The 21,126-nt window shown below is 34.3% G+C and carries 18 protein-coding genes; 13 read left to right on the forward strand and 5 right to left on the reverse strand.

Annotation, left to right across the window (positions count from 1 at the left end; translation table 11 throughout):
- Positions 1 to 42 precede the first annotated feature (42 nt).
- Positions 43 to 951, forward strand: coding sequence for a VOC family protein (locus tag AC0NJG_RS12305; RefSeq protein WP_087954682.1), 909 nt, complete (start codon positions 43 to 45; stop codon positions 949 to 951).
- A 21-nt stretch (positions 952 to 972) separates the two neighbouring features.
- On the opposite strand, the gene AC0NJG_RS12310 is transcribed toward AC0NJG_RS12305, so the two are convergent.
- A complete protein-coding gene (locus tag AC0NJG_RS12310) occupies positions 973 to 1,890 on the reverse strand; it encodes a GNAT family acetyltransferase (protein ID WP_474063102.1) in 918 nt (305 codons plus the stop codon).
- Positions 1,887 to 2,405, reverse strand: a complete 519-nt coding sequence (locus AC0NJG_RS12315) for a GNAT family N-acetyltransferase (RefSeq protein ID WP_087954684.1) — start codon at positions 2,403 to 2,405, stop codon at positions 1,887 to 1,889. Before AC0NJG_RS12315 ends, AC0NJG_RS12310 begins: the two co-directional genes overlap by 4 nt.
- Before the next feature lie 291 nt (positions 2,406 to 2,696).
- Here AC0NJG_RS12315 and AC0NJG_RS12320 point away from each other — a divergent pair, with 291 nt between their 5' ends.
- Both AC0NJG_RS12320 and colA read left to right on the forward strand, forming a co-directional pair.
- On the forward strand, positions 2,697 to 3,374 hold the full coding sequence (locus AC0NJG_RS12320) for an MgtC/SapB family protein (protein ID WP_474063103.1): 678 nt from the start codon (positions 2,697 to 2,699) through the stop codon (positions 3,372 to 3,374).
- 204 nt (positions 3,375 to 3,578) lie between these two features.
- Positions 3,579 to 6,494, forward strand: coding sequence for a collagenase ColA (gene colA / locus AC0NJG_RS12325; RefSeq protein ID WP_087954686.1), 2,916 nt, complete (start codon positions 3,579 to 3,581; stop codon positions 6,492 to 6,494).
- Positions 6,495 to 7,351: 857 nt separating this feature from the next.
- Here colA and AC0NJG_RS12330 read toward each other — a convergent pair.
- The gene (locus AC0NJG_RS12330; RefSeq protein ID WP_474063104.1) at positions 7,352 to 8,902 is read right to left on the reverse strand and encodes an NPP1 family protein; all 1,551 of its coding nucleotides are present in this window, start codon (positions 8,900 to 8,902) and stop codon (positions 7,352 to 7,354) included.
- 797 nt (positions 8,903 to 9,699) lie between these two features.
- Here AC0NJG_RS12330 and AC0NJG_RS12335 point away from each other — a divergent pair.
- The 7 genes from AC0NJG_RS12335 to AC0NJG_RS12365 all read left to right on the forward strand — a co-directional run bounded on the left by AC0NJG_RS12335 (position 9,700) and on the right by AC0NJG_RS12365 (position 15,302).
- Positions 9,700 to 9,867: a hypothetical protein gene (locus AC0NJG_RS12335; protein ID WP_373408463.1), complete on the forward strand. Its 168-nt coding sequence runs from the start codon at positions 9,700 to 9,702 to the stop codon at positions 9,865 to 9,867.
- Positions 9,868 to 10,109: 242 nt separating this feature from the next.
- Positions 10,110 to 10,958 carry a HesA/MoeB/ThiF family protein gene (locus tag AC0NJG_RS12340; protein WP_474063105.1) on the forward strand — a complete coding sequence of 283 codons (849 nt, stop codon included), beginning with the start codon at positions 10,110 to 10,112 and terminating at the stop codon, positions 10,956 to 10,958.
- Entirely contained in the window at positions 10,945 to 11,838 is an 894-nt protein-coding gene (locus tag AC0NJG_RS12345) for a HesA/MoeB/ThiF family protein (protein ID WP_373605210.1), read from the forward strand. The genes AC0NJG_RS12340 and AC0NJG_RS12345 overlap by 14 nt, the downstream gene beginning before the upstream one ends.
- Before the next feature lie 14 nt (positions 11,839 to 11,852).
- The gene (locus AC0NJG_RS12350) at positions 11,853 to 12,290 is read left to right on the forward strand and encodes a DUF441 family protein (RefSeq protein ID WP_042514318.1); all 438 of its coding nucleotides are present in this window, start codon (positions 11,853 to 11,855) and stop codon (positions 12,288 to 12,290) included.
- A gap of 14 nt (positions 12,291 to 12,304) precedes the next feature.
- A complete protein-coding gene (locus tag AC0NJG_RS12355; protein WP_088328220.1) occupies positions 12,305 to 13,366 on the forward strand; it encodes an alpha/beta hydrolase in 1,062 nt (353 codons plus the stop codon).
- Positions 13,366 to 14,781, forward strand: a complete 1,416-nt coding sequence (locus AC0NJG_RS12360) for a homocitrate synthase/isopropylmalate synthase family protein (RefSeq protein WP_474063106.1) — start codon at positions 13,366 to 13,368, stop codon at positions 14,779 to 14,781. The genes AC0NJG_RS12355 and AC0NJG_RS12360 overlap by 1 nt, the downstream gene beginning before the upstream one ends.
- Positions 14,782 to 15,050: 269 nt before the next feature.
- The gene (locus AC0NJG_RS12365) at positions 15,051 to 15,302 is read left to right on the forward strand and encodes a SunI/YnzG family protein (RefSeq protein WP_087954693.1); all 252 of its coding nucleotides are present in this window, start codon (positions 15,051 to 15,053) and stop codon (positions 15,300 to 15,302) included.
- A 286-nt stretch (positions 15,303 to 15,588) separates the two neighbouring features.
- Here AC0NJG_RS12365 and AC0NJG_RS12370 read toward each other — a convergent pair whose 3' ends face one another.
- Entirely contained in the window at positions 15,589 to 16,140 is a 552-nt protein-coding gene (locus AC0NJG_RS12370; RefSeq protein WP_088328222.1) for a hypothetical protein, read from the reverse strand.
- Between the two features lie 567 nt (positions 16,141 to 16,707).
- On the reverse strand, positions 16,708 to 17,604 hold the full coding sequence (locus tag AC0NJG_RS12375; protein ID WP_088327631.1) for an Rpn family recombination-promoting nuclease/putative transposase: 897 nt from the start codon (positions 17,602 to 17,604) through the stop codon (positions 16,708 to 16,710).
- 293 nt (positions 17,605 to 17,897) lie between these two features.
- Here AC0NJG_RS12375 and AC0NJG_RS12380 point away from each other — a divergent pair, with 293 nt between their 5' ends.
- The 3 genes from AC0NJG_RS12380 to AC0NJG_RS12390 are packed head-to-tail and all read left to right on the forward strand — an operon-like array spanning position 17,898 to position 20,909.
- A complete protein-coding gene (locus AC0NJG_RS12380) occupies positions 17,898 to 18,245 on the forward strand; it encodes a YxeA family protein (RefSeq protein ID WP_474063107.1) in 348 nt (115 codons plus the stop codon).
- Between the two features lie 42 nt (positions 18,246 to 18,287).
- Positions 18,288 to 19,049, forward strand: a complete 762-nt coding sequence (locus AC0NJG_RS12385) for an ABC transporter ATP-binding protein (protein ID WP_087954698.1) — start codon at positions 18,288 to 18,290, stop codon at positions 19,047 to 19,049.
- A gap of 15 nt (positions 19,050 to 19,064) precedes the next feature.
- Complete coding sequence (locus AC0NJG_RS12390) at positions 19,065 to 20,909, forward strand: FtsX-like permease family protein (RefSeq protein ID WP_474063108.1); 1,845 nt, start codon at positions 19,065 to 19,067, stop codon at positions 20,907 to 20,909.
- The last annotated feature ends 217 nt before the right edge of the window (positions 20,910 to 21,126 follow it).

Below are 21,126 nucleotides of genomic sequence, written 5' to 3' on the forward strand. Positions count from 1 at the left end.
AACTTATATAAAAATAAAAGGAAACTGGGGAGGAAGTTATTCATGGTACAAATTCATCCAAAAACACGTATTGGTCATGTTGAATTTAAGGTGTTAGATTTAGAACGTCAAATTGCTTTTTACGAGAATGTTGTAGGTTTAGAAGTAATTAAGCAAGAGGGGAATAAAGCGTATTTATCTGGAAAAGGTGGAAAGAACACGTTACTTGTTCTTGAAAAGTTAGAGGACGGGGTACTGCAAGAGCCGCGTACGACTGGTATATATCATGTAGCCTTTTTAGTTCCGACTCGTGAGGCATTTGCTTCGGCATTATTTGGTGTGATTCGTAATAAGAATGTAATTGATAGTCCGGCTGAGCAAGAGGGACGTTATACATATTCAAATGAAATTTTACCAATTTCAAGGTTTAATAGCGCAAGCGATCATACGTATAGCGAAGCGTTTTATTTACAAGACTTAGAGGGAAATGGTATTGAAATTTATGCGGATCGTCCGCGCGATCAATGGGGAGAAGGGCCAGGAGGAAGTACCCCGCTTGATTTAAAAGAACTAGCAACGCTTGTTAATTATGAATTTGATGGATTACCTGCTAATACTGTCGTTGGACACGTGCATTTACGGATAGCCGATGTAGAGGAGTCATATGAATTTTATGTAGATACAGTAGGCTTTGAAGTACAGCAACGCGAAGATGACTGCTTATTCATTTCTGCAGGAGGATATCATCACCATATAGGAGCAAATACGTGGAACGGAGTAAATAATCCGCACCCACCCGCACATGCTACTGGACTTAAAGTGTATACAATTGTATTACCGCATAAAGAGGCGTTAGATGAAGTGAAAGAAAGATTAATAGAAAAACAGCATGGAATAAATGAGATTTTAAATGGATTTACTGTAGTAGACCCGAGTGGTATTACAGTACAGTTTGAAATAGAAACAGCATAAAAGAAATCGGAAGGTGTATAATTACCTTCCGATTTCTTTTTGATACGTAATCCAGGTAGCACAAGGATTGAAAGGAAAGGATTTTAATATCTCCATTGCATATATACTTGTTGAATCGAATTCACCTTGAATGAAAGAATAACCGTGTGTATTTGCATACATAGCTTGTTTGAAAACGAGAAGTTTCAGTAAGGATACATTTTCTGTATTGTGAGTCCCGCACCATCCTAGTTCTACTGTATTATCCTTTTCTGATGTATGGAGGAAAGAGTACGCAATAATTTCAGTCTCTTCATCTATTATTACAAAGCTCCCATCTAGTAACACATCATCAGCTAAGATCTGTTCTTTCCAAGCTTCGAGCGGGAATGAGGCAACTGGGTTTGCTAAGTGAGTATCTTCATAATTCATTTTTACTACGTAGGCTAGTTTTTCAAAGAAGCTAGTATTGGATGAAATGTTTGATAAACTTTGTACAGCATAATTTGAATGAAGCATTGTATCGATAGTTATGATTTTTGGTACGTCTAATATTGGCATATATGTTCTTCGGATTTCCGTAAAATTATGTTCTTCAAAAAACGCTTTTAAATGAGCTGATGTTTCCCATATAGAGGTTTGTAATGGTAGTTTGAAGTTTTCTCTTTTTGAAATCTCGTTTAATAAAAATTTTTCAATGTGTAGCTCTGAATAGAAAGGATTCGTATATATTCGAAAGTATGTGCAGTATGGATGGAAGGTACTCCCCCAGGCGAAAAAGATACCTACTACATCTTTTTTATAGTAGGCAGCATACGCACATTTAGTTTTATTCTCTCGTAATAAGTGAAATAGATACGATTCTTCATTATATAAATCAATAAGTTGTTTTACTTGTAGCTCATTACTTCTACTATACTTCTCTATAACAAGAGTATGTTTATTGGTGGACTTCTTCATAGCTCAATCCAAAACCTTCTTACTACATTCCCATCTTCCTCAGTGAAATCATCATCACGAAGCCCACCGTTATGTAAAATTGTTTTTTCAGAAGCTGTATTCACTTCGTCACAAACGACAAGTACTTTCTCGATGTTTAATTCCTTCGTTTTTTCTAGAGATAATTCTAATAACTTCGTAGCATAACCTTTTCTTCTTTCAGAAGGGCGAATGCCATAACCGATATGACCGCCAGCGTTAAATAAATGTTCGGTTAAACTATGACGTATATTAACAGCGCCTACAATTCTATTATGATCTGTAACGAGCCAATACGTAGAATCTGGTACCCAAGATTCAGGAAGATTTATTCCGTTATGTGCATCGAGTAGTTCTTGTACCATAGCGGGGAAGTTAGAAGGGTCTTTTGTAATAACCCACGGAATCATCGTTTCACCGCTATCTTTCCATTCGTTATAAAAATCTAAGTATTCGTCTTGTAAATCGGTAGTAGGTGTAATCAAAGAGACGTTCATTGTTAGCAAGCTCCTTTATTTATGTAGAATGTATAAAAAATTACAAAACAAAATGAAAGCGTTTTCGATACTTTCTCAACCTTATTTCATGTAATCCACCTTTGTTTTTTCAAGAAAATGAGTGGATGTTTAAAATTAGAAGTTATTTATTTTATGTTAATATTTAAAATATTAACATAAAACGTCCTAGGTATTAAGTGTATTTTAGTAAAATTCCTTCATATCAATAAATCGATGTGTGTGATAATTTTTGTTTTATCTATCTATAATGAACGAAAGGGGGAAGGGCTCGTGAGTGTAAATATTGATTTTATTATAAAAATCGGTGTTGCGGGTTTGTTAGGAGCAATAATTGGTATTGAAAGGGAAATTCGATCAAAAGAGGCAGGATTAAAAACACATTTCCTAGTAGCGGTAGGAAGTGCTTTAATAATGGTGGTTTCGAAATATGCTTTTTCAGATATTATGAATGAAGAACATATGGCTCTTGATCCGAGCCGTATTGCAGCGCAAGTTGTTAGTGGAGTAGGGTTTTTAGGTGCAGGTACAATTATTATTCAAAAGCAGGCGGTGAAAGGATTAACGACAGCGGCTGGTTTATGGGCTACAGCAGGAATTGGATTAGCAATTGGGGCTGGCATGTATGTAGTAGGAATTGGAGCGACGATTCTCGTTTTAATTGGTTTAGAGATTGTGAGCCGTATTTTTAAGGTGCAATTTTTATTTCCTCAAAACATAACAGTGCAAATACATATAAATAAACATGAAGTGGTACAAGAAATAGTAAAAACGCTACAAGTGAAAGGCATTCCAACACTTTCATATGAAGTGGAAGCTTTACAGCAAGGAGCAGAAACTGTTTATAAGGTAAGGATGCAGCTGAAAAATATATCATTAGAAGAAAAAAATGAATTGATTCAGTATATGCAAACATTACCGGAAATTACGTTTATAAAGTTAAAATCATAGCGTTGAAAACGGGGATAGATGTAGCAGGAATTTCGCTATTATCTATCTTTTTTTTGATGTAAAATTCACATAAAGTCAAGTGTTAATTTTGCTAGGCATGGATACATGTGTGAACGTTCCCTTGTTTTTTCTCAATACAGAATAAAAAGTAAGAATAGTAAAATAATGGTGAGGGACACTAAAAAATGTAAGGTAGGGGAGAGCATGAAAGGCTATTCAAAAAAAGTGTTAGTAGGGGTAAGTTTTGCTAGTTTTATGTTAGGGAGTTTTCAAGGGAGCACATTGGCAGAAAGTACAAAGGGAGAGCAAGCTTCTTATCGGAATGTGCTCAAAATGGAGCCAGTTGGTGTACAACTGCCAGTGCAAGAATTAGCTCATTCATCAAAAGTGCTTGAAAATAAGTCTTTTGAGAAAAGGCTGCAATTTGCTGATTTGTCGCAAAGACCGCCTGAAGTGAAAAAAGAAAGTAAGCAATTAGCTGCAGCGAAAACTTATACAATTGCTGAATTAAATCAATTAAGCAATCAGCAGTTAGTAGATTTACTTGTAACAATTGATTGGGAGCAAATTACGGGTCTATTTCAATTTAATAAGGATAGCCTTGCATTCTATCAAAATGATAGTAGGATGCAGGCAATTATTGATAAATTGAAGCAGCAAGGACAAGCTTATACGAAAGATGATTCCAAAGGGATTGAAACTTTAGTAGAAGTATTACGATCAGGATTTTATTTAGGATTTTATCATACAGAATTAAGTAAACTAAATGAGCGGAGCTATCATGATAAGTGCTTACCTGCATTAAAAACGATTGCGAATAACCCGAATTTCAAACTCGGTACGTTAGAACAAAATAGAGTTGTATCATCATACGGAAAATTAATAGGAAATGCTTCGAGTGATGTGGAAACGATAACATCAGCTGCAAAGATTTTTAAACAGTATAATGATAATTTTTCTACATTGGTAGACAATCTATCAGCCGGAAATGCGATTTACGATATTATGCAAGGTGTTGATTACGATATTCAATCGTATTTATACGATACGAGAAAAGCACCGAAAGATACAATATGGTATCAAAAAATTGATAGCTATATTAATGAATTAAGTCGTTTTGCCTTAATTGGAACGGTGACAGCGAAAAATGGTTGGTTAATTAATAATGGTATTTATTATACAGGTAGACTTGGTACGTTCCATAGTACAGGAACGAAAGGATTACAAGTTGTAACAGATGCCATGAAAATCTATCCGTATTTAGGTGAGCAATATTTCGTAGCTGCTGAGCAAATTGCGACGAATTATGGCGGGAAAGATGCGAATGGTAAAGTGGTTGATCTAGATCAAATAAGAGAAGATGGTAAGAAAAAATATTTACCGAAAACGTATACGTTTGATGATGGAGCAATTGTGTTAAAAGCTGGAGATAAGGTGACAGAAGAAAAAGTAAAACGTCTATATTGGGCGGCAAAAGAAGTGAAGGCACAATTCCATCGTACGGTTGAAAGTGACCAGCCGTTAGAAAAAGGCAATCCTGATGATGTATTAACGATGGTTATTTATAATAGCCCAGCTGAATATCAATTTAACCGTCAATTATACGGGTATGAAACGAATAACGGCGGTCTTTATATAGAAGGAACAGGTACGTTCTTTACTTATGAACGTACGCCAGAAGAAAGTATTTATAGTTTAGAAGAATTGTTCCGACATGAGTTCACACATTACTTACAAGGTAGATATGAAGTGCCAGGACTTTGGGGACAAGGGAAGATGTATGAGAATGAGAGATTATCTTGGTTTGAAGAAGGAAATGCAGAGTTTTTTGCAGGGGCAACGAGAACAGATAATGTTGTACCGAGAAAGAGCATTATAGGAGGAATATCTTCAAATCCAGCAGAACGTTATACAGCAGAGAGAACGTTAAACGCAAAGTATGGAACGTGGGATTTCTATAATTATTCCTTCGCTTTACAATCGTACATGTACAATAAGAGATATGATATGTTTGACAAAATTCATGATCTTATTAGGAAAAATGATGTAACAGCATATGATGCATACCGCTCTGCTTTAAGTAAAGATGCGAATTTAAATAAAGAATATCAAGATTATATGCAAATGTTAGTAGATAACCGTGAGAAATATAATGTTCCGTTAGTATCAGATGATTATTTAGCAACTCACGCACCGAAACCAGTTTCAGATATTGCGGCAGAAATTACAGCAGAAGCAAAATTAAATAATGTATCAGTTAAGAAAAATAAATCACAGTTCTTTCATACATTTACACTACAAGGAACATACACAGGTACTACTGCAAAAGGAGAATATGAAGACTGGAAGACAATTACACAAAACGTGAATGATACGTTAAAACGTTTAAGTGCGAAAGAATGGACAGGCTATAAAACAGTAACAGCATACTTCGTAAATTATCGTGTAAATGCAGCAGGACAATTTGAATATGATGTTATATTCCATGGTATCAATACAGAAGAAGGTGCTGTGAATAAAGCACCACTTGCGGTTATAAATGGTCCATATAGCGGAAATGTAAATGAAGCAATTTCGTTTAAAAGCGATGGATCAAAAGATGAAGATGGGAAAATTGTTTCTTATAAATGGGAGTTTGGCGATGGTACGGTAAGTAATGAACAAAATCCGACTCACGTGTATACAAAAGAAGGAACGTATACAGCAAAATTAACAGTAACAGATGACAAAGGATTAACGAATACTGTTACAACGAATGTAACGGTTCAAAAGAAAGAAGATAATAGTATAGAAAAAGAACCAAATAATTCATTCCAGACAGCAAATAAACTGCAATTCAATCAAGTTTTACGTGCTAGTTTGGGAAATGGTGATACGAGTGATTTCTTTGAAATAAATGTGGAAACAGCGAAAAACCTGCAAATTAATGTAACGAAGGAAAATAATATCGGAGTAAATTGGGTACTTTATTCGGAAGCAGATTTAAATAATTATGTTACGTATGCACAGCAAGAGGGAAATAAGTTAGTAGGAAGTTATTACACGTATCCAGGAAAGTATTATTTACATGTGTATCAGTATGGCGGGGGAACAGGGAATTATACGGTAGAAGTAAAATAGTAAAAAGGTCGCCGTGAGTGGCGACCTTTTTGTTGCGTGTTATACAAAAAAATTTACAAAAGCTTGATAGGCACTACCAAGAGAAAATAACGTAGCTACCATATGTGCAGTCCATTTAGGCATACTTAAATTCAATACGATATTATACAAGATTTCATATAAGGGGTCCTCCCGCATAGACATAAGAAGATGACCGTCTTTGATATTCTAGGGATTGTGTATAAAACGACGGTGAAGCATAGACAAGCTGCCTAGCGAAAAAATAGCGTTTTAATAGGCTTATTTAGCATGCCTACTTTTTTATCACTTGCTAGTTTTGAAACAAGGATCATTTCGTATCTAGTAATTTACTTGGTTAGCTTGATGGGCATGCGGGAGGACCCCATGCCCATCAAGCTAAAGTTTTCTTTCTCTACAGTTAGTTATTTTGTGAAGTCGGTCGTTTTTTTGTTTTGGGGTGTTTACTTTTCTTAAGTTGATAGGTATGTATGGTGACCCCTAAAGGAGGATTTTTATTTGGAAAAGTGGAAAGTTGTTTTTTTAGAAGAAAAAGGGCTCTGTTACAAAGTTTCTTAACAGAGAAAAAGTTGGTATGATTGCAAATGGATTTTATGCAATCGTTAATAATTGTTGTAATTCATTATACGCTGAAAAACCGAAGTCATAGCTCAGACTTCGGTTTTTCAGCTGTACTCAATCTCACCTTTTTATTTCATAAAAAAAACTTTGCAACAGAATACTATATTTCCTATTAATATAGTTAATCCAATCGAGCAAGCCGAAAAAAACTTTTGAAATATGCATACTCCTTTTCTAATTAGATTAATATAAAAGGAATAGAAACGTTATAATATTTTTTAGTTTGGAAGAGCGTAGAATTTCACTTTAAATGTACCGTTAGAAGTATATCCACTAGGAGGGCCTGCGATATACAAATTCTTTCTATCATCTCCTGAAGGAATCGTTAGAATAGAACCATCTCTAACATTTGACCAAATCCCACGGTCTGAACCATTACGTATATCTTTTGCAACACCAAATGACAAAGAGGTAGCACCTTCTCCTTCCAAAACAACTCGTACTTTGGTACCTGCCGCAAGATGATCAAGTGAAAAATTATCACTTGACCTGCTGCTTTGACCAGGCTGCGCACGATAAAGTGAATCTATCTCTCTTGTTAAATTTCCTGTTACATTAGATAATTTGAATTTTTGATTATTACCACCATGGAAATTATATACTGTAACATTTGTTCCATTTGCAGTACCAGAACCACTTACATCTAACACTTTGTTTGGATCCTTCTTATTCCTTACATAATAATATCCATTTCCTGCTTCTGTTGGTATCCAATATTGCTCTTCCTTATTTTGATTAGATGTAGCAACTACATTATTGGAACCATTAGAATCATTCCAGGCTAATATTAAATTTTCATTTGTGACACTTTTAAATTGATATGCATTTTTATTTGAATCATATACTAGCTTCCATTTTTGATTATTAGCGTTGCCATTTTGCCACAGCAGAACATTTCCATCTGCTTGATTTAAGTCAACGACACTACTATTATTTAAAGTAGAAACTATTTGGTAAGTACCACCATCTTCCAGTTCCGGTGCGTAAGGGTCAAAGCTAATAGGTGGCTTTGCTTCCTCAAGGGATTTTTCAAAATTTCCATCTTTGATTTCAATTGTTGCAGATCCAAAGTTCGTAGTCATTAGTTTTTCTCGAATAGCTAGGCTTGGATAGCCATTCCAACCAACCATTGGTAGATGGAGCCACTGGTGATAATGGTTTTCTGGCGGCTCGTCATTGCTATTAGCTAGGCGAAAAGCATGTGTCCCCCAGCCGTCCTTATGGTATACAATTTTCGGGTGTTTTCCATCGAATCTGACGCTTGAGCGAGGATTAGTGTACCAGTTACCATGTGCTGAATAAGTTACATATTGAACCTGACCATCTTTAACCCAAACTATTGTGTGTTCCCAGTCATGTCGATGTCCACCCACAGCAGCGTTGGGAGTCATTTGATCTTTCTCAAAGTAACTCGCATACATAATTGCAGTCCAACCATTATTTGATTTGGCCCGAGAATAAGTGTTTGAATTTTCTAGTTGGCGAAGATCTCTACAGTTACCGCTCAGCGAACCGCCCAAACTTAGACCAGGGTTAGTCGTGCCATCTGGAGAAATTGCTGCAGTCGCATAACACCCGTCTGTGTCGTAGTCATACACAGGAGCAGACTCTAACTCTATATTTGACGCATTTTGTGGGAGTGCCTTGATTACATCCGCATATGCTTTTGAGCCAGAAAGATAACCCTTATCAAATTGTCCACCCAAGTTGAATGCAAATGTACTTAATACAATTAACGCAATCATTACTATCTTTGATATTAATTTCATATTACTCCTCCTAAATGAAATGAATTTAATCGATAGTTACAACAGAACTTAGCTGAGTTTATCCAGAATTCATATTACTTATATATAAAACTCTTCTTTCTATATAAGTCCTCTTTAAAAAATCATCATGATAAATTTTTCCAAATATACGATACATAAACAATTGCATCATTTCCAACATCTTCCTTTATGGCGAAAGCGCTAACATCATTTGCTAGTAATAAAGTAAAAACAATCAATCTACTCTAATCACTGAATTTAATTAGAAGCCACTGTCTAAAATCCTTCTGAATCATCCGAAACAGTTGATGTAATGCATATTCATAATGGTTAATCATTCTTATACCTTTTTACATTTCCTCCTCTCTAGTTGAATATAGAGCTACTTCACAAACAGCATCAAGATGGGATAAATTTCAAACAAATATTTTATTTACTACCAAATTAATTTAAAGATTCTAACCATTTGATGCTTGGGTAAAATATAGCATATATTGTCGAAATTTGTCTACGATATATCAGAATTATTAAAAAATAAAAGATGGCATCGATGATTTTCGAAGGTTAACAGGTTCTGCTAAAAAGTTTTAATAACGAAAACACTATCTTTTTACAGTTATTAATGAGAATTTGACTTATATTTTTCATTTTTGGGACAATTAATTTCTTAAGCTACTAGATGTGTAATGATATCTACAATGTAACGAAGATGGAATGATGGTTAAAGATTGGAAAATATCAATGGAAAATGGTATTACTTTTATGAAAAAGGTCCCAATGCTACAAAATTTAATACTATGAATGGAAAAACGTATTACTTTGATAATAACGGCGCTATGTCTACTGGATGGTTGAAAGAAAATAACAATTGGTACTACTTAAATGCAAATGGATCAATGAAAACAAATTGGTTACAAAAAATAGAAGTTGGTACTATTTACAATCTAACGGTGCAATGGCAATAGGGAAGGATGGCGTTTTGGTATGTCTATTTCTGTATCTGATGAATTACAACTATTTGCTCAAGAGATTCAAAGTCTTTTATCTCCAGCATTAGAACCCAAAAGATAAATAACTTGAAAATTTTATTTCTTTTTACAGATAACTCACAAAAATAACATATTTCAATCTTATTGTTATATGTAATGATTATTTTATATAGCTAGTCTTTTTCAAAATAATTATTACATATACAGGAGGTTTTGAAATGGATATGGATTCCTATTACTGGGAAATGGTAAAAAAGAATATTGGTGTTTATTCAAAAGCGGAACAAGAATGTCTTAGGAATAAAAGAGTAATTATCTTTGGGTTAGGGGGAGTAGGAGGTTACGAAGCAATCCTCTTTTCTAGGATGGGGATTGGGCATATTACAGGGGTCGATCCAGATGAATTTGAAATATCTAATATAAACAGACAAATGTTAGCCCTTTCTAGTGTGGTGGGAACACCAAAAGCAAAAGTTGCAGAACAGGTAGTAAAAGATATACATCCCTATATTTCAACAAACTTCTTACAAGCAAAAGTAGATGAAGACAATGTAATGGAACTGATAAACGGACACGATATTGTGGTAGAAGCTGTCGATGATATGCCTTCCAGGGTAATTATACATAGAACAGCTAGGGAATTAGGTATACCGAGTGTAGGGATGTCAGGCAGTCCACCTACAAGAGGATTTGTTTCTACATTCTATCCAACTGGAATTCCTTATGAGGAGGCATTGAATGTGTCGATTGTAGGTTCAAAATTAACAGATCCTAAACTAAGGCAACAAATTACTGATGTCAAGAAAAAAAGAGCATGGTATTCAGTCGAAAAAGGAGCACCAGAAGATTGGGCACAAGATTTTTGCGATGGAAAAGTAGGGTGGATTATTACCCCTATGCGTGCTCATCTTTTATCACTTTTTAGTTTTCATGAAGCAATTCAAGTGCTAACAGGTCGTGAACCTTTAGCTAGAGCACCAAAGGGCATAGTTATAGATGTAGATAGTCTTACTCCTGTCCAGGTAAAAGAAGCACCAGAAAACGGTTGGGATTATGCAACATTATAAGGGGGAAGCAAATTTGTTCACTGAAAATTTAAATACACAAAATATATATGAAGAGAGCTTTACACGAAATATTGGTGTAATTTCTATAGAAGAACAGAAGAAATTAAAGAATGCCCGTGTTACTGTAGTGGGTGCTGGAGGAGTAGGGGGGATTACACTTATCCAGTTGGCACGAATGGGGATAGGAAATCTTCATGTGATTGATCAGGATGTTTTTGAAGCGAGTAATATTAATCGACAAATGCTTAGCTCTATAAGTAATTTAGGGAAGTCAAAGGCACTTGTGGCTCTAGAAACCTTAAAAGACATTAATCTTTTACTACAAGTAAAGATCACACAAGAGTTTGTTACAGAAAATAACGCAAAAGATCTGCTAGCAAATACAGATATCATTATAGATGCTACTGATAATTTGGTCGCAAGGGTTATTATTCACCGTACGGCTCAAGCTTTAGGAATCCCTTCTATCTGGATTGCTGTTACTCCTCCTTTTAGAGGTGGGGTAATGTCATTAACCCCTGAATCTGTCCCTTATGAAATTGCATTAGGATATCCTTCTTATCAACAAGAACTGACGCCTGAAATGCAAAATAGAATTCATAGTTTAAAAGATGGACGGGCCCTGTATTCTATCAAACATGGTGCAGATGAACAGTGGGCGAATAGCTATGTGAAAAAAGATCGCCCATGGGCTGTACTATCTCCTGTTGCAAATATTGTTGGGATTCTAGCAAGCTTTGAAGCATTCAAGTTTATTGTAAATCGAGAAGATTTACAACCTATAACCAGTCCAAATATTATACAAATTAACCTTTCAGATCCAAATATGGTACAGGTATGTGAACCTGAAAACGGCAGTTGGAATTATACAACTTTATAGAAGAGGAAAAATATATGGTTTCTTTTATACTGCTAGGAATTATTTTTATACTTGCTTTGGTTATTAAAGATTATGCATTAGCTAGTGCCGCAAGTTTACTAGGTGTGTTGCTTGCTATTGGGCAAAAAGCGATATTGCATTATATTCAACAATATGCCTTTCCGATTGGAATTTTCTTTCTCATGTTATTTCTTTTAGTGCCCATCACATCTGGGAAGATTACCATTGAAAACATAATAAAATGTATTACCTCTCCTATTGGTTTGGGATCAATTTTAGCGGGTTTTATGGTGTCGTTTATAGGAGGAAAAGGGGTAGGGGTTCTACCTATGAATCCTACCATATTATTAGGCGTTTTAATTGGTACTCTGATTGCCGTATTGTTTACAAAGGGGTTACCAGCTGGATTAATTATTGCAGCTGGAATTATAGCCATCATTTCTATGAAATGAAAGGGAATTTAAAAATGAAGAAAAATTGGAAATATATAAGTTTAATAGGAGTATTCTTTATTCTTTTACTGTCTAGCTGTTCTAATCACCAAGAGGTTCCAAAGAAGAGCAAAGAATCTAAAATAGCAAAAGAAGAATATAAAATTTCACAAGAAGACGAAACATTATTTTTACTTCATAAAAGTATAAATACCAAAAAACAGTATACATCTGACGAAATCATTTTGTTTTTAGAACCGTTTAGCGTTCCTACTGCAGAAGCTTTTGATGTATCAAAATACTCATGGATGGATGCGTATGCTAAAAAAGGATATGACACGTGGGCAATGGATTTTAGAGGATTTGGGCAATCTTCAAGACCGAAAGAAATGTCAGAACCGCCTAACCAAAATAAACCAATCATTCATTTGGACGATGCAACAAAAGATTTAGAAACGGTTGTGAATTGGATTAAAAGTAAAAGGAATGTAAAAAAAATTCATCTTGTTGGCTGGTCATATGGGGGAGTGGTAGCTGGAAATTATGCAATATCACATTCTAATGATGTTAATAAACTTGTTTTATATGGATACATGCATGGATTTACGCTTCCAATGATGACAGAGCCCTTTGACAATCCGTTACAGCGAGGGGAATTTAATCCTCATGCACCCTCTTATCAAGCTGTAGACTTTGATAAAGGAATGCATCACTGGCATATGATGATGGGCGAGAAAAAAATTGTAACAAATGAAGCTATGGATTCTGTAAAAGAAGTATTTCTTCGCTCAGATCCAATTAGCGAGAAAAATAATGGCATAATTCGTCGACCGATGGGGCCTCTTGAAGATTTATATTCTATTTGGAATAACCGTCCTTTATATGATGCATCTCAGATTACTTCTCCTGTGCTGGTTATTTATGGAGAAGATGATTTATTTGCCAATAGAGATATGTTGTCAAAATTAACAGGTACCAAACATAAAAAGGAAGTTGTGATTCCTGATGCTACGCACTGGGCTGTTTATGAAAAAAATCACCCTATACTATTTGAACAAGTATTGAACTTTATAGAAATGAAAGAAGGAAAAGAGTAATGAGCCAGAATATAACAATATTAGATGCCACTTTACGCGAAGGCGAACAACAATGTGGCGTCCGTTTTTCAAAAGAAGATAAAATTAACCTGCTTCATATGCTGGAGAATTTTGGAATCACCTTAATTGAGGTTGGACATCCTGGGGTTTCTCGTGAAGAAGAGGAGATCTGCCAAGAGGTTGCTGCCTCTGCAGAACATGCTGATATTTTAATGCATGCTCGAGCAAAAAAAGAAGAAGTTCATGCTGCTTATCGAGCAGGTGCCGATTGGGTAGGAATTTGGACGTCTATTAATCCAATTTCTTTGCAAACAAAGTATACCAATCGATCAAAAGATTATGTGGTAAGCCAAGTGAAGGAAGCAATTGAAGAAGCTAACATTTTAGGAATGAAAACCAGATTTACAATTGAAGATGCTTCCAGAACTACCTGGGAAGATATCGCTTACCTTGGACACATTGCATCTGAAGCTGGAGCAAATCGAATTAGCTTAGCTGATACGGTGGGAATTTGGGAACCTAATGAGTGTGCAACCATAGTCAAGAAAGCGGTTGAAACATTCCCCTGTGAAATTGAAGTACACCTACATAATGATTTAGGACTAGCACTAGCGAATGCTCTTGCGGCTATTGATGCTGGGGCTTCTGTCATTGATGCAACTTTATGCGGGATAGGTGAACGGGCTGGGATTGTTGATTTACTAAATTTATCTGTTCTGTTATCACAAAAATATAATCAATACTTTCAATTAAAAATGATTCCAGAATTAACACAATCTCTTCAATTGGCTACAGGTTGTAAAGTTGATCATTGGAGACCTATCATTGGAAAAAATGTTTTTACACATATAGCACCTTATCACATAAAAGCTGTGAATCATAATGTTTTAGCATATGAAGGAATTCAACCTGAAATGATAGGAAGAGTGAGGAAGATACAACAAAAACGGGTAGAACGAAAAGGCCCTCGCCTTTCAAAGAATTTACGCGTTAGCAAACCATTTGTAAAAGGGGCGTCTGAACTTTTGTATCATAGGGATGGACCAGGGGAACGATGGGTACAAATGGATCATAGAACAGATGAGCGTGCATCATTTTATGTAATACAACGTATATTCTGTAATCAACATATGGACGAAAACTTGGAAGGGCATGTGGATTATCATGCACATCATTGTGATAGTGCTTTTATTTTTTGGGGTAATAACATAGATGGGACAGGGCTTATATGTGAAGTGGAAATCGAAGGAGACGTGGAAATCATTGAAAGCCCTGCATCTGTTTTTATTCCATCCGGTTTTAAACATAAATACAAGTACCTTTCAGGTGTAGGAACATACACAAACATTGTACTAGCCCCTAATTATAATTCAAGTTTGTTAGAAGAAGATCTTTCGAAATTATATATATATTAACAAAGATTAGAAACAGATGGGATCCAATTGATTTTTTGAATCCTATCTGTTTCTTTGAATGGCCCCAAAAAGAAGGAATTTTTGCCGCGTCCCTATAGCGTCCTTTCTCAAAATAAATGAGTACAAAATTAATTTATCCTCTTTTATCATAAATACTTGTATTTACAAAATGGCTGTGAAAATATAAGTGAAATTGGAGGGTTTATGCTCTTAATATTTATTTTATATTATATAAACAAAATTAAATATATTAGGGAGTTAATAGTAATATGAGAGAAATTGAAATTATAAAATCAAAAGAAACAATGACTATTATATGGCAAGGTGCAATGATAAGTATTCCCTTAGAGGACATACTTAATGTTTATAAAAATAATAATAATATTACAGACACTACCAAAGTGGTGAATATCGGAAAATGCTTTCAGTATTCAGAACATATCTTTATTAGAACAAAGAAATTAGATTACTTATTATTTACAACTAATAAGGTAGCACTTCTAAATAAAATCAACCTTTAATTATTGTAAAAAATACTTTAAAAGGCTCTGGTACAAAATTGACCTTTATATCAGTAGTAAATGGGTTGTGAAAACTACCAAGCTTTTTCTAAAAAATCCGTGGTTTCTTAGGTTCTGTTGCGAAGTTGTGTAAATGAATTTACATTCTTGAAAAAAGGAATAAAGAGAATCACAAATGCAATACTTTAAAGAGAAACAGTTCAAAAAGAATATTATCTTGGAAGCTAGATGAAACTTATATAAAAAGGAAGACTTTCAAAATGAGAAAGTCTTCCTTAGCTTTTTCCTAATCCCAATTAATATCCCCAGTAGTTATAGCTCCTTTAGCTTTGCAATAACCTTGACCTATACATTCTAGTTTTAGACTATATTTACCTCGACCTAGTTGTTCGTTTCTTTCAAACATATCACCTGGTTGCAATGTCTTTTCATACTTGACTTCATGATTTTTATATAATGTTACCTTTATGGGTACCTTACTTTCTGAATAATTTGATACATGAAAGAAAGGACTGTATTTTTTCGTGGTTAATTCTCTTGTTTGTTGGGATTTTATATCTACTAAGTTTGCCATGCTGATTCGTAAATCTTTTTGCTCTTCATATTGTTGTAGTTGGTTCCAAATCGCTTCATGCCCCTCTGGCATATGTGTAGTAAATAAAAACGTATCAATTTCTTCAAAATGGATTGGATTTTTATCAGTTTGTTTATAAACCTTATCTTGGAAAATTGAAATAAACCCCTTATTGATGAGGAAAAGTCCTAGTCCCCCTAATACTAAAAAAATAACTATACCTAAAATGGAAAGTTTAATGGACTTTTGTTTGAATGCATGCATTTTATATATCCTCCTCGTGCCGACGGGTCAAGTCTATAAATAATATAATAATTATCAAATAGTACTATATTTAATATACTCATATTTGTCAATGTGACTTATTGTAAAACAATAAGATTAGCTCTTGAAAAAATTTTGCCGACATTTCTCTGAAATATGTACGATATCGGTGTCTCATACTCATTCAGCTAATACCTTCGGTATTGTTTTGAATGTTCACTAATGCTTATTGCATGATTTCGTTCCATGGCTAAACAGACCCCTAAGTTATTGCAATTCATCTTTTTTATAAACGATTAGACTTTTTCAAACCGGCACTTTTCCACTTCTCTAAGAATCACATTAGATTTTAGAAGAAGATATAAGGTTTTCAAAGAGCAATCTGTACAAATATATGGTAGCAAACATGTTGGCTTATGCCAACCGACATTCATCTCCCACCCAAAATTAGTGTTTCACACCTTCACATTTTTGAGGAAGGAGTCTTCTGTCGGAAAACGATAAAAATTGTTACAAATAATCAACAACAAAAAAGAACCTAATTAATAGGCTCTTTTTTGTTGTTGATTATTTTTGTGCTAAAATACGTTCAACCTCATCTATGCCTAATTTACTGGCTTTAGCAATCGTTTCAAGTGGTACACTAAGTTCATGCATACCTTTAATCATCTGTATTTTCCCTTGCTGAACCCCTTCTTGAATTCCTTCTTTTTTTCCCTCATTACGAGTATGAGCAAACTTTGCAGCCTCATCCATTAAGGCCTTTTCTCTTGATTCATATGCTTGACGAAAAGAAGAATCTTGACTCATACGTTCCCACTTATTCATTGCTTTTTGTAAAATCGGATCTTGATTCATGGCAATGTCCTCCAATGTTTGTGTGAGATACTCATCTTCATTCGCTGGTAACAATAATAACCAACGAACAAACGAATCTTCCCACGGATTAACTTTTTCTTCACGCCATTGCTGTAGTAACTTTGGAATCTCTACAATATGAACTTCTATATCATCACTTAATAACTTTTGTTGTTGTTGATTCCAAAGGATTCCTGTTGTATGAAACGCTTCATATTCTGGAAACATCACAAAGTTTAATAAGTTTATGGTAATCGTTTTATGAAGTGAGCTATAAGGCATTCCTTTTTGCAATTGAGAGGTGTATAACCTTCCCCAATAATACAAGCTTCGTTTAATCATATCGTGATCATTATTCAATTGTATTTCTACATTTACCTTTGTACCTGTATTTAATGTAGCCGAAATATCTAAAATCGATAATTTATCTTCTTCATATTCTCGATGCAAATGTGGATCTTCTAATTGTAAGGCAACAATAGGTGATTCTAAAGAATCTTTTAATATGGCATTTAAAAAAGCAACTAAAATATCTTCATTCCCATTTGTGCCAAATAACTGCTTAAATGCAAAATCGATACGTAAATTTACTAATGAATTGGACATGGTTTTCCTCGTCCTGTTTCAGACTATATCTTTACCTTTATTGTACATAAAACTAAAGTCAATATGCAAACAATCCCCTATGATTTATATAGGGATAAATCTTTCTCTTAAAGGAAGGGTTCTTTTTTACAATAGGAAACTGTTTGTTAAGAAAATCTTAAGAAGCTCCTCCACTTTTTATTAAGAAATGCTCTTTATACTTGGAAATGCGTTAAAGATTCTTCTTATTTAAACTTGAAAAATGAATGAAATCACACTTAATCATATAAGAAAAAGAAAGGTGGAAATGAAAGATGAAAAAAGCTTGGATTGCAGTGTCAGGATTAGTTGTTGTAGGGGGGGGATTATTAACTTATATGGGAGGAGAAACAATAGATAGATTTAATCCATTCGTGAAAGAAAAAGATGTGTACGTCCTTACAAAAGGGGAAGCAAAACCTGATGGTAAGAGATATTTTTACATGTTAAACGGAGTTGATGAATCAGGCGATGAAAATACCATTAAAGTAGGGGTTTCTGGTAAGGATGATTATCCAGATTCTTATTTAAAGGTTCATGTAAAAGGAAAGTATGTTTACAAATTTGAGAAAGTGCAGGAAAAAGAAGTTCCTGAGAAAGCAAAAGAAAAACTTGAAAAATAAATAATGAATTTATGAAGTTAAAAACAAAGGTAGGAGAATATTATGAACCACTCAGTTGTAAATGTCAAAAATGTTCAAAAAGTGTACGGTAAAAAAGGTGAAAATCAGTCACACGCTTTAAGAGATGTATCTTTCTCGATTCGAGAGGGAGAATTTGTTGGAATCATGGGACCGTCTGGTTCAGGAAAAACAACTTTATTAAATGTAATTTCAACATTAGATGTAGTAACGGGCGGCATTGTTGAAATTGCTGGTATCGATATAACTAAAATGAAGCAAGGAGAGCTTTCAGATTTTCGTTCTCAAAAATTAGGATTTATCTTTCAAGATTTCAATTTATTAGAGAATCTATCTATTTATGAAAATATTGCACTGCCACTTTCACTTCAAGGAGTCCCATCGCGTAAGATTGGTCCAAAAGTAAAGAAGGTAGCCAATATGTTAGGGATTTCGGAAATACTTCAAAAATACCCATCCGAGGTATCTGGCGGACAAAAACAACGTTCTGCAGCAGCACGCGCGCTTGTACATGAACCAGCAATTATTTTAGGGGACGAGCCAACAGGGGCACTAGATTCAAAAAATGCAAAAAGCCTTTTAGAAGCAATGAAAAATCTAAATGAAAAACAAGATGTTTCGATTATGATGGTTACGCATGATCCATATAGTGCAAGTTACTGCCAACGCATTTTGTTCATTCAAGATGGTGAGTTATATAAAGAAATACATCGTATTGGTACACGTGAGGCGTTCTATAAAGAAATTTTAGATGTACTTGCGGATTTAGGTACACAAAAAGGATAAGAAAGGACGTCCACCATGATATTTAAACTTTCTATGTCAGGGCTAAAAAGTAAGCTAAAAGATTATATTGTCTTACTAGTTGGTCTTGTTATGTCAATTTCAATTTTTTACATGTTTCAAACGCTAGCATTAAATAAAACATTTGTTGAAGCAAATACTACTATTCGGTCAATTGCGCCTGTTTTTCAAACAGGTTCAGCTCTATTAGCGATCATTACATTCTTCTATGTTCTATATGCAAATTCTTTTTTAATGTCTCTTCGCCAAAAAGAATTTGGGATGTATATGATGTTAGGTGCAAAAAAACATAAGGTTACATTACTTATGTTTCTAGAAACGATTATTATTGGGGCAGTATCCTTAGTAATTGGAATTACAGTAGGAATAGGGCTTTCACAAGGGATTGGTAAACTCCTCATGAAGCAACTGGATTTTACTGCGAGTGGTTACCAAGGGTTTTATGTACCATCTATGTTAGTTACTTGTATGTTCTATTTGGTATTATTTGTGTTATCTGCCATTATGAATAGTGTGAAATTATCACGCATCTCCGTTCTGCAACTTGTACATGCAGATGCTTCAGCAGAACGTACAATGATTAAAGGTAAGTGGACTGGGATTGTTTCATTTTTAGCCATTATCTTATTAGGAATTGGATATGCTTCGATGATTTATATGGATGAGTTAAAAGAGCAGGGTCCTATGATTGCGATGCTTACAACTACAGCGGGAACGTATTTGTTATTTACTTCTGTCCTTCCGCTTATCATTAAAAAATTAAAGAGTAATAAAAAGCGTAGTGAGAAAGGTCTTAATGCTTTTACATTTGCTCAATTAAACTTTCGTATTAATAGTTTAACAAAGGTACTCGCAACAGTAGCAATGTTAGTAGCACTTGGTGCGGGGGCGATTTCAGGTGGGATGGCCTTCAAAAATAACGTAATTCAATCGACGGATCAACTTGAAATATACGATACAGTCATTCATAATCCAACAGCTGAAGAAAAGAATATTCTAGAGGGTATTACATTTAAAGAAAAGAATGAATATCACTATAAAGTAGATGAAAAATATGTTTACTACTTAAAAGAAGATTTAGAGAGAAATCGTCCACTTGTGCAATCTGGAACAGAAAAAAAAGATAGAAAGAAAGTAAAACGAGTTTCTGAAAATCTTCCTGTAGGAGCCATTTCAAAATATGGTGAGGAGAATACCAATATTATCCCAGAAGAGTGGGATGACGCTTTACGCTCTCTTCAACCAACCTATTTAAATTACATGGAAAAAGTAAAAAAAATAGTAGATCAAAAAATGTACGATGGCATACAAGAAAAAGAAAACATTGTTGTAATTGGAAAAACTGAGGATTTTGTAACATATTTAGATAAATGGAAAAAAATTGACGAGTTGCAGCTAGTTAAATATAAAAATATCACAGTTGAAGATATCTTCAGCAAATATCAAATATACACTATGATTTACGCCAGTGCCAGCGGAACAGTATTTATGGGGTTCTTCTTAGGTATTGCTTTCCTTGCGATGATGGCAAGCTGCCTAATGTTTAAGATTCTTTCGGGTGCATCAAAAGATATTGTACGCTATGAAATGCTTCGTAAAATTGGAGTCCGTCATGAATTATTAGCAAAATCCATTTATAAAGAGTTATTTTTAGTATTTTTATTTCCAGGGATAGTAGGTATGATTCATGTATTATTGGGTATGAAGATTTTTGGTTTCATCTTAATTGACCCATATTTCCGTATTTGGTTACCAATCTTGATTTTCGTAGTTATCTATTCAATCTATTATCTTATTACAGTTCAATTATATAAAGGAATTGTTCTTCCTGAAAAAAAGTAATGAGAATGTGATGTTTTACTGTATATGCTTTATACTTAATTAGGATATCCAATATTTATTAGCTACCTTGTTAACTTTCTTTTAGTTAACAAGGTAGCTAGGTTTGATTTAAGCGAATATTTCCTATATGGTGACCCCTAATAGAAAGAATGATTTGTCTAACCAATACGTACAATAAATAGATTGGGATTTTGTAATACAAATCGTTTTTAAAATT

This window comes from Bacillus sp. SSR7, from assembly GCF_055902415.1.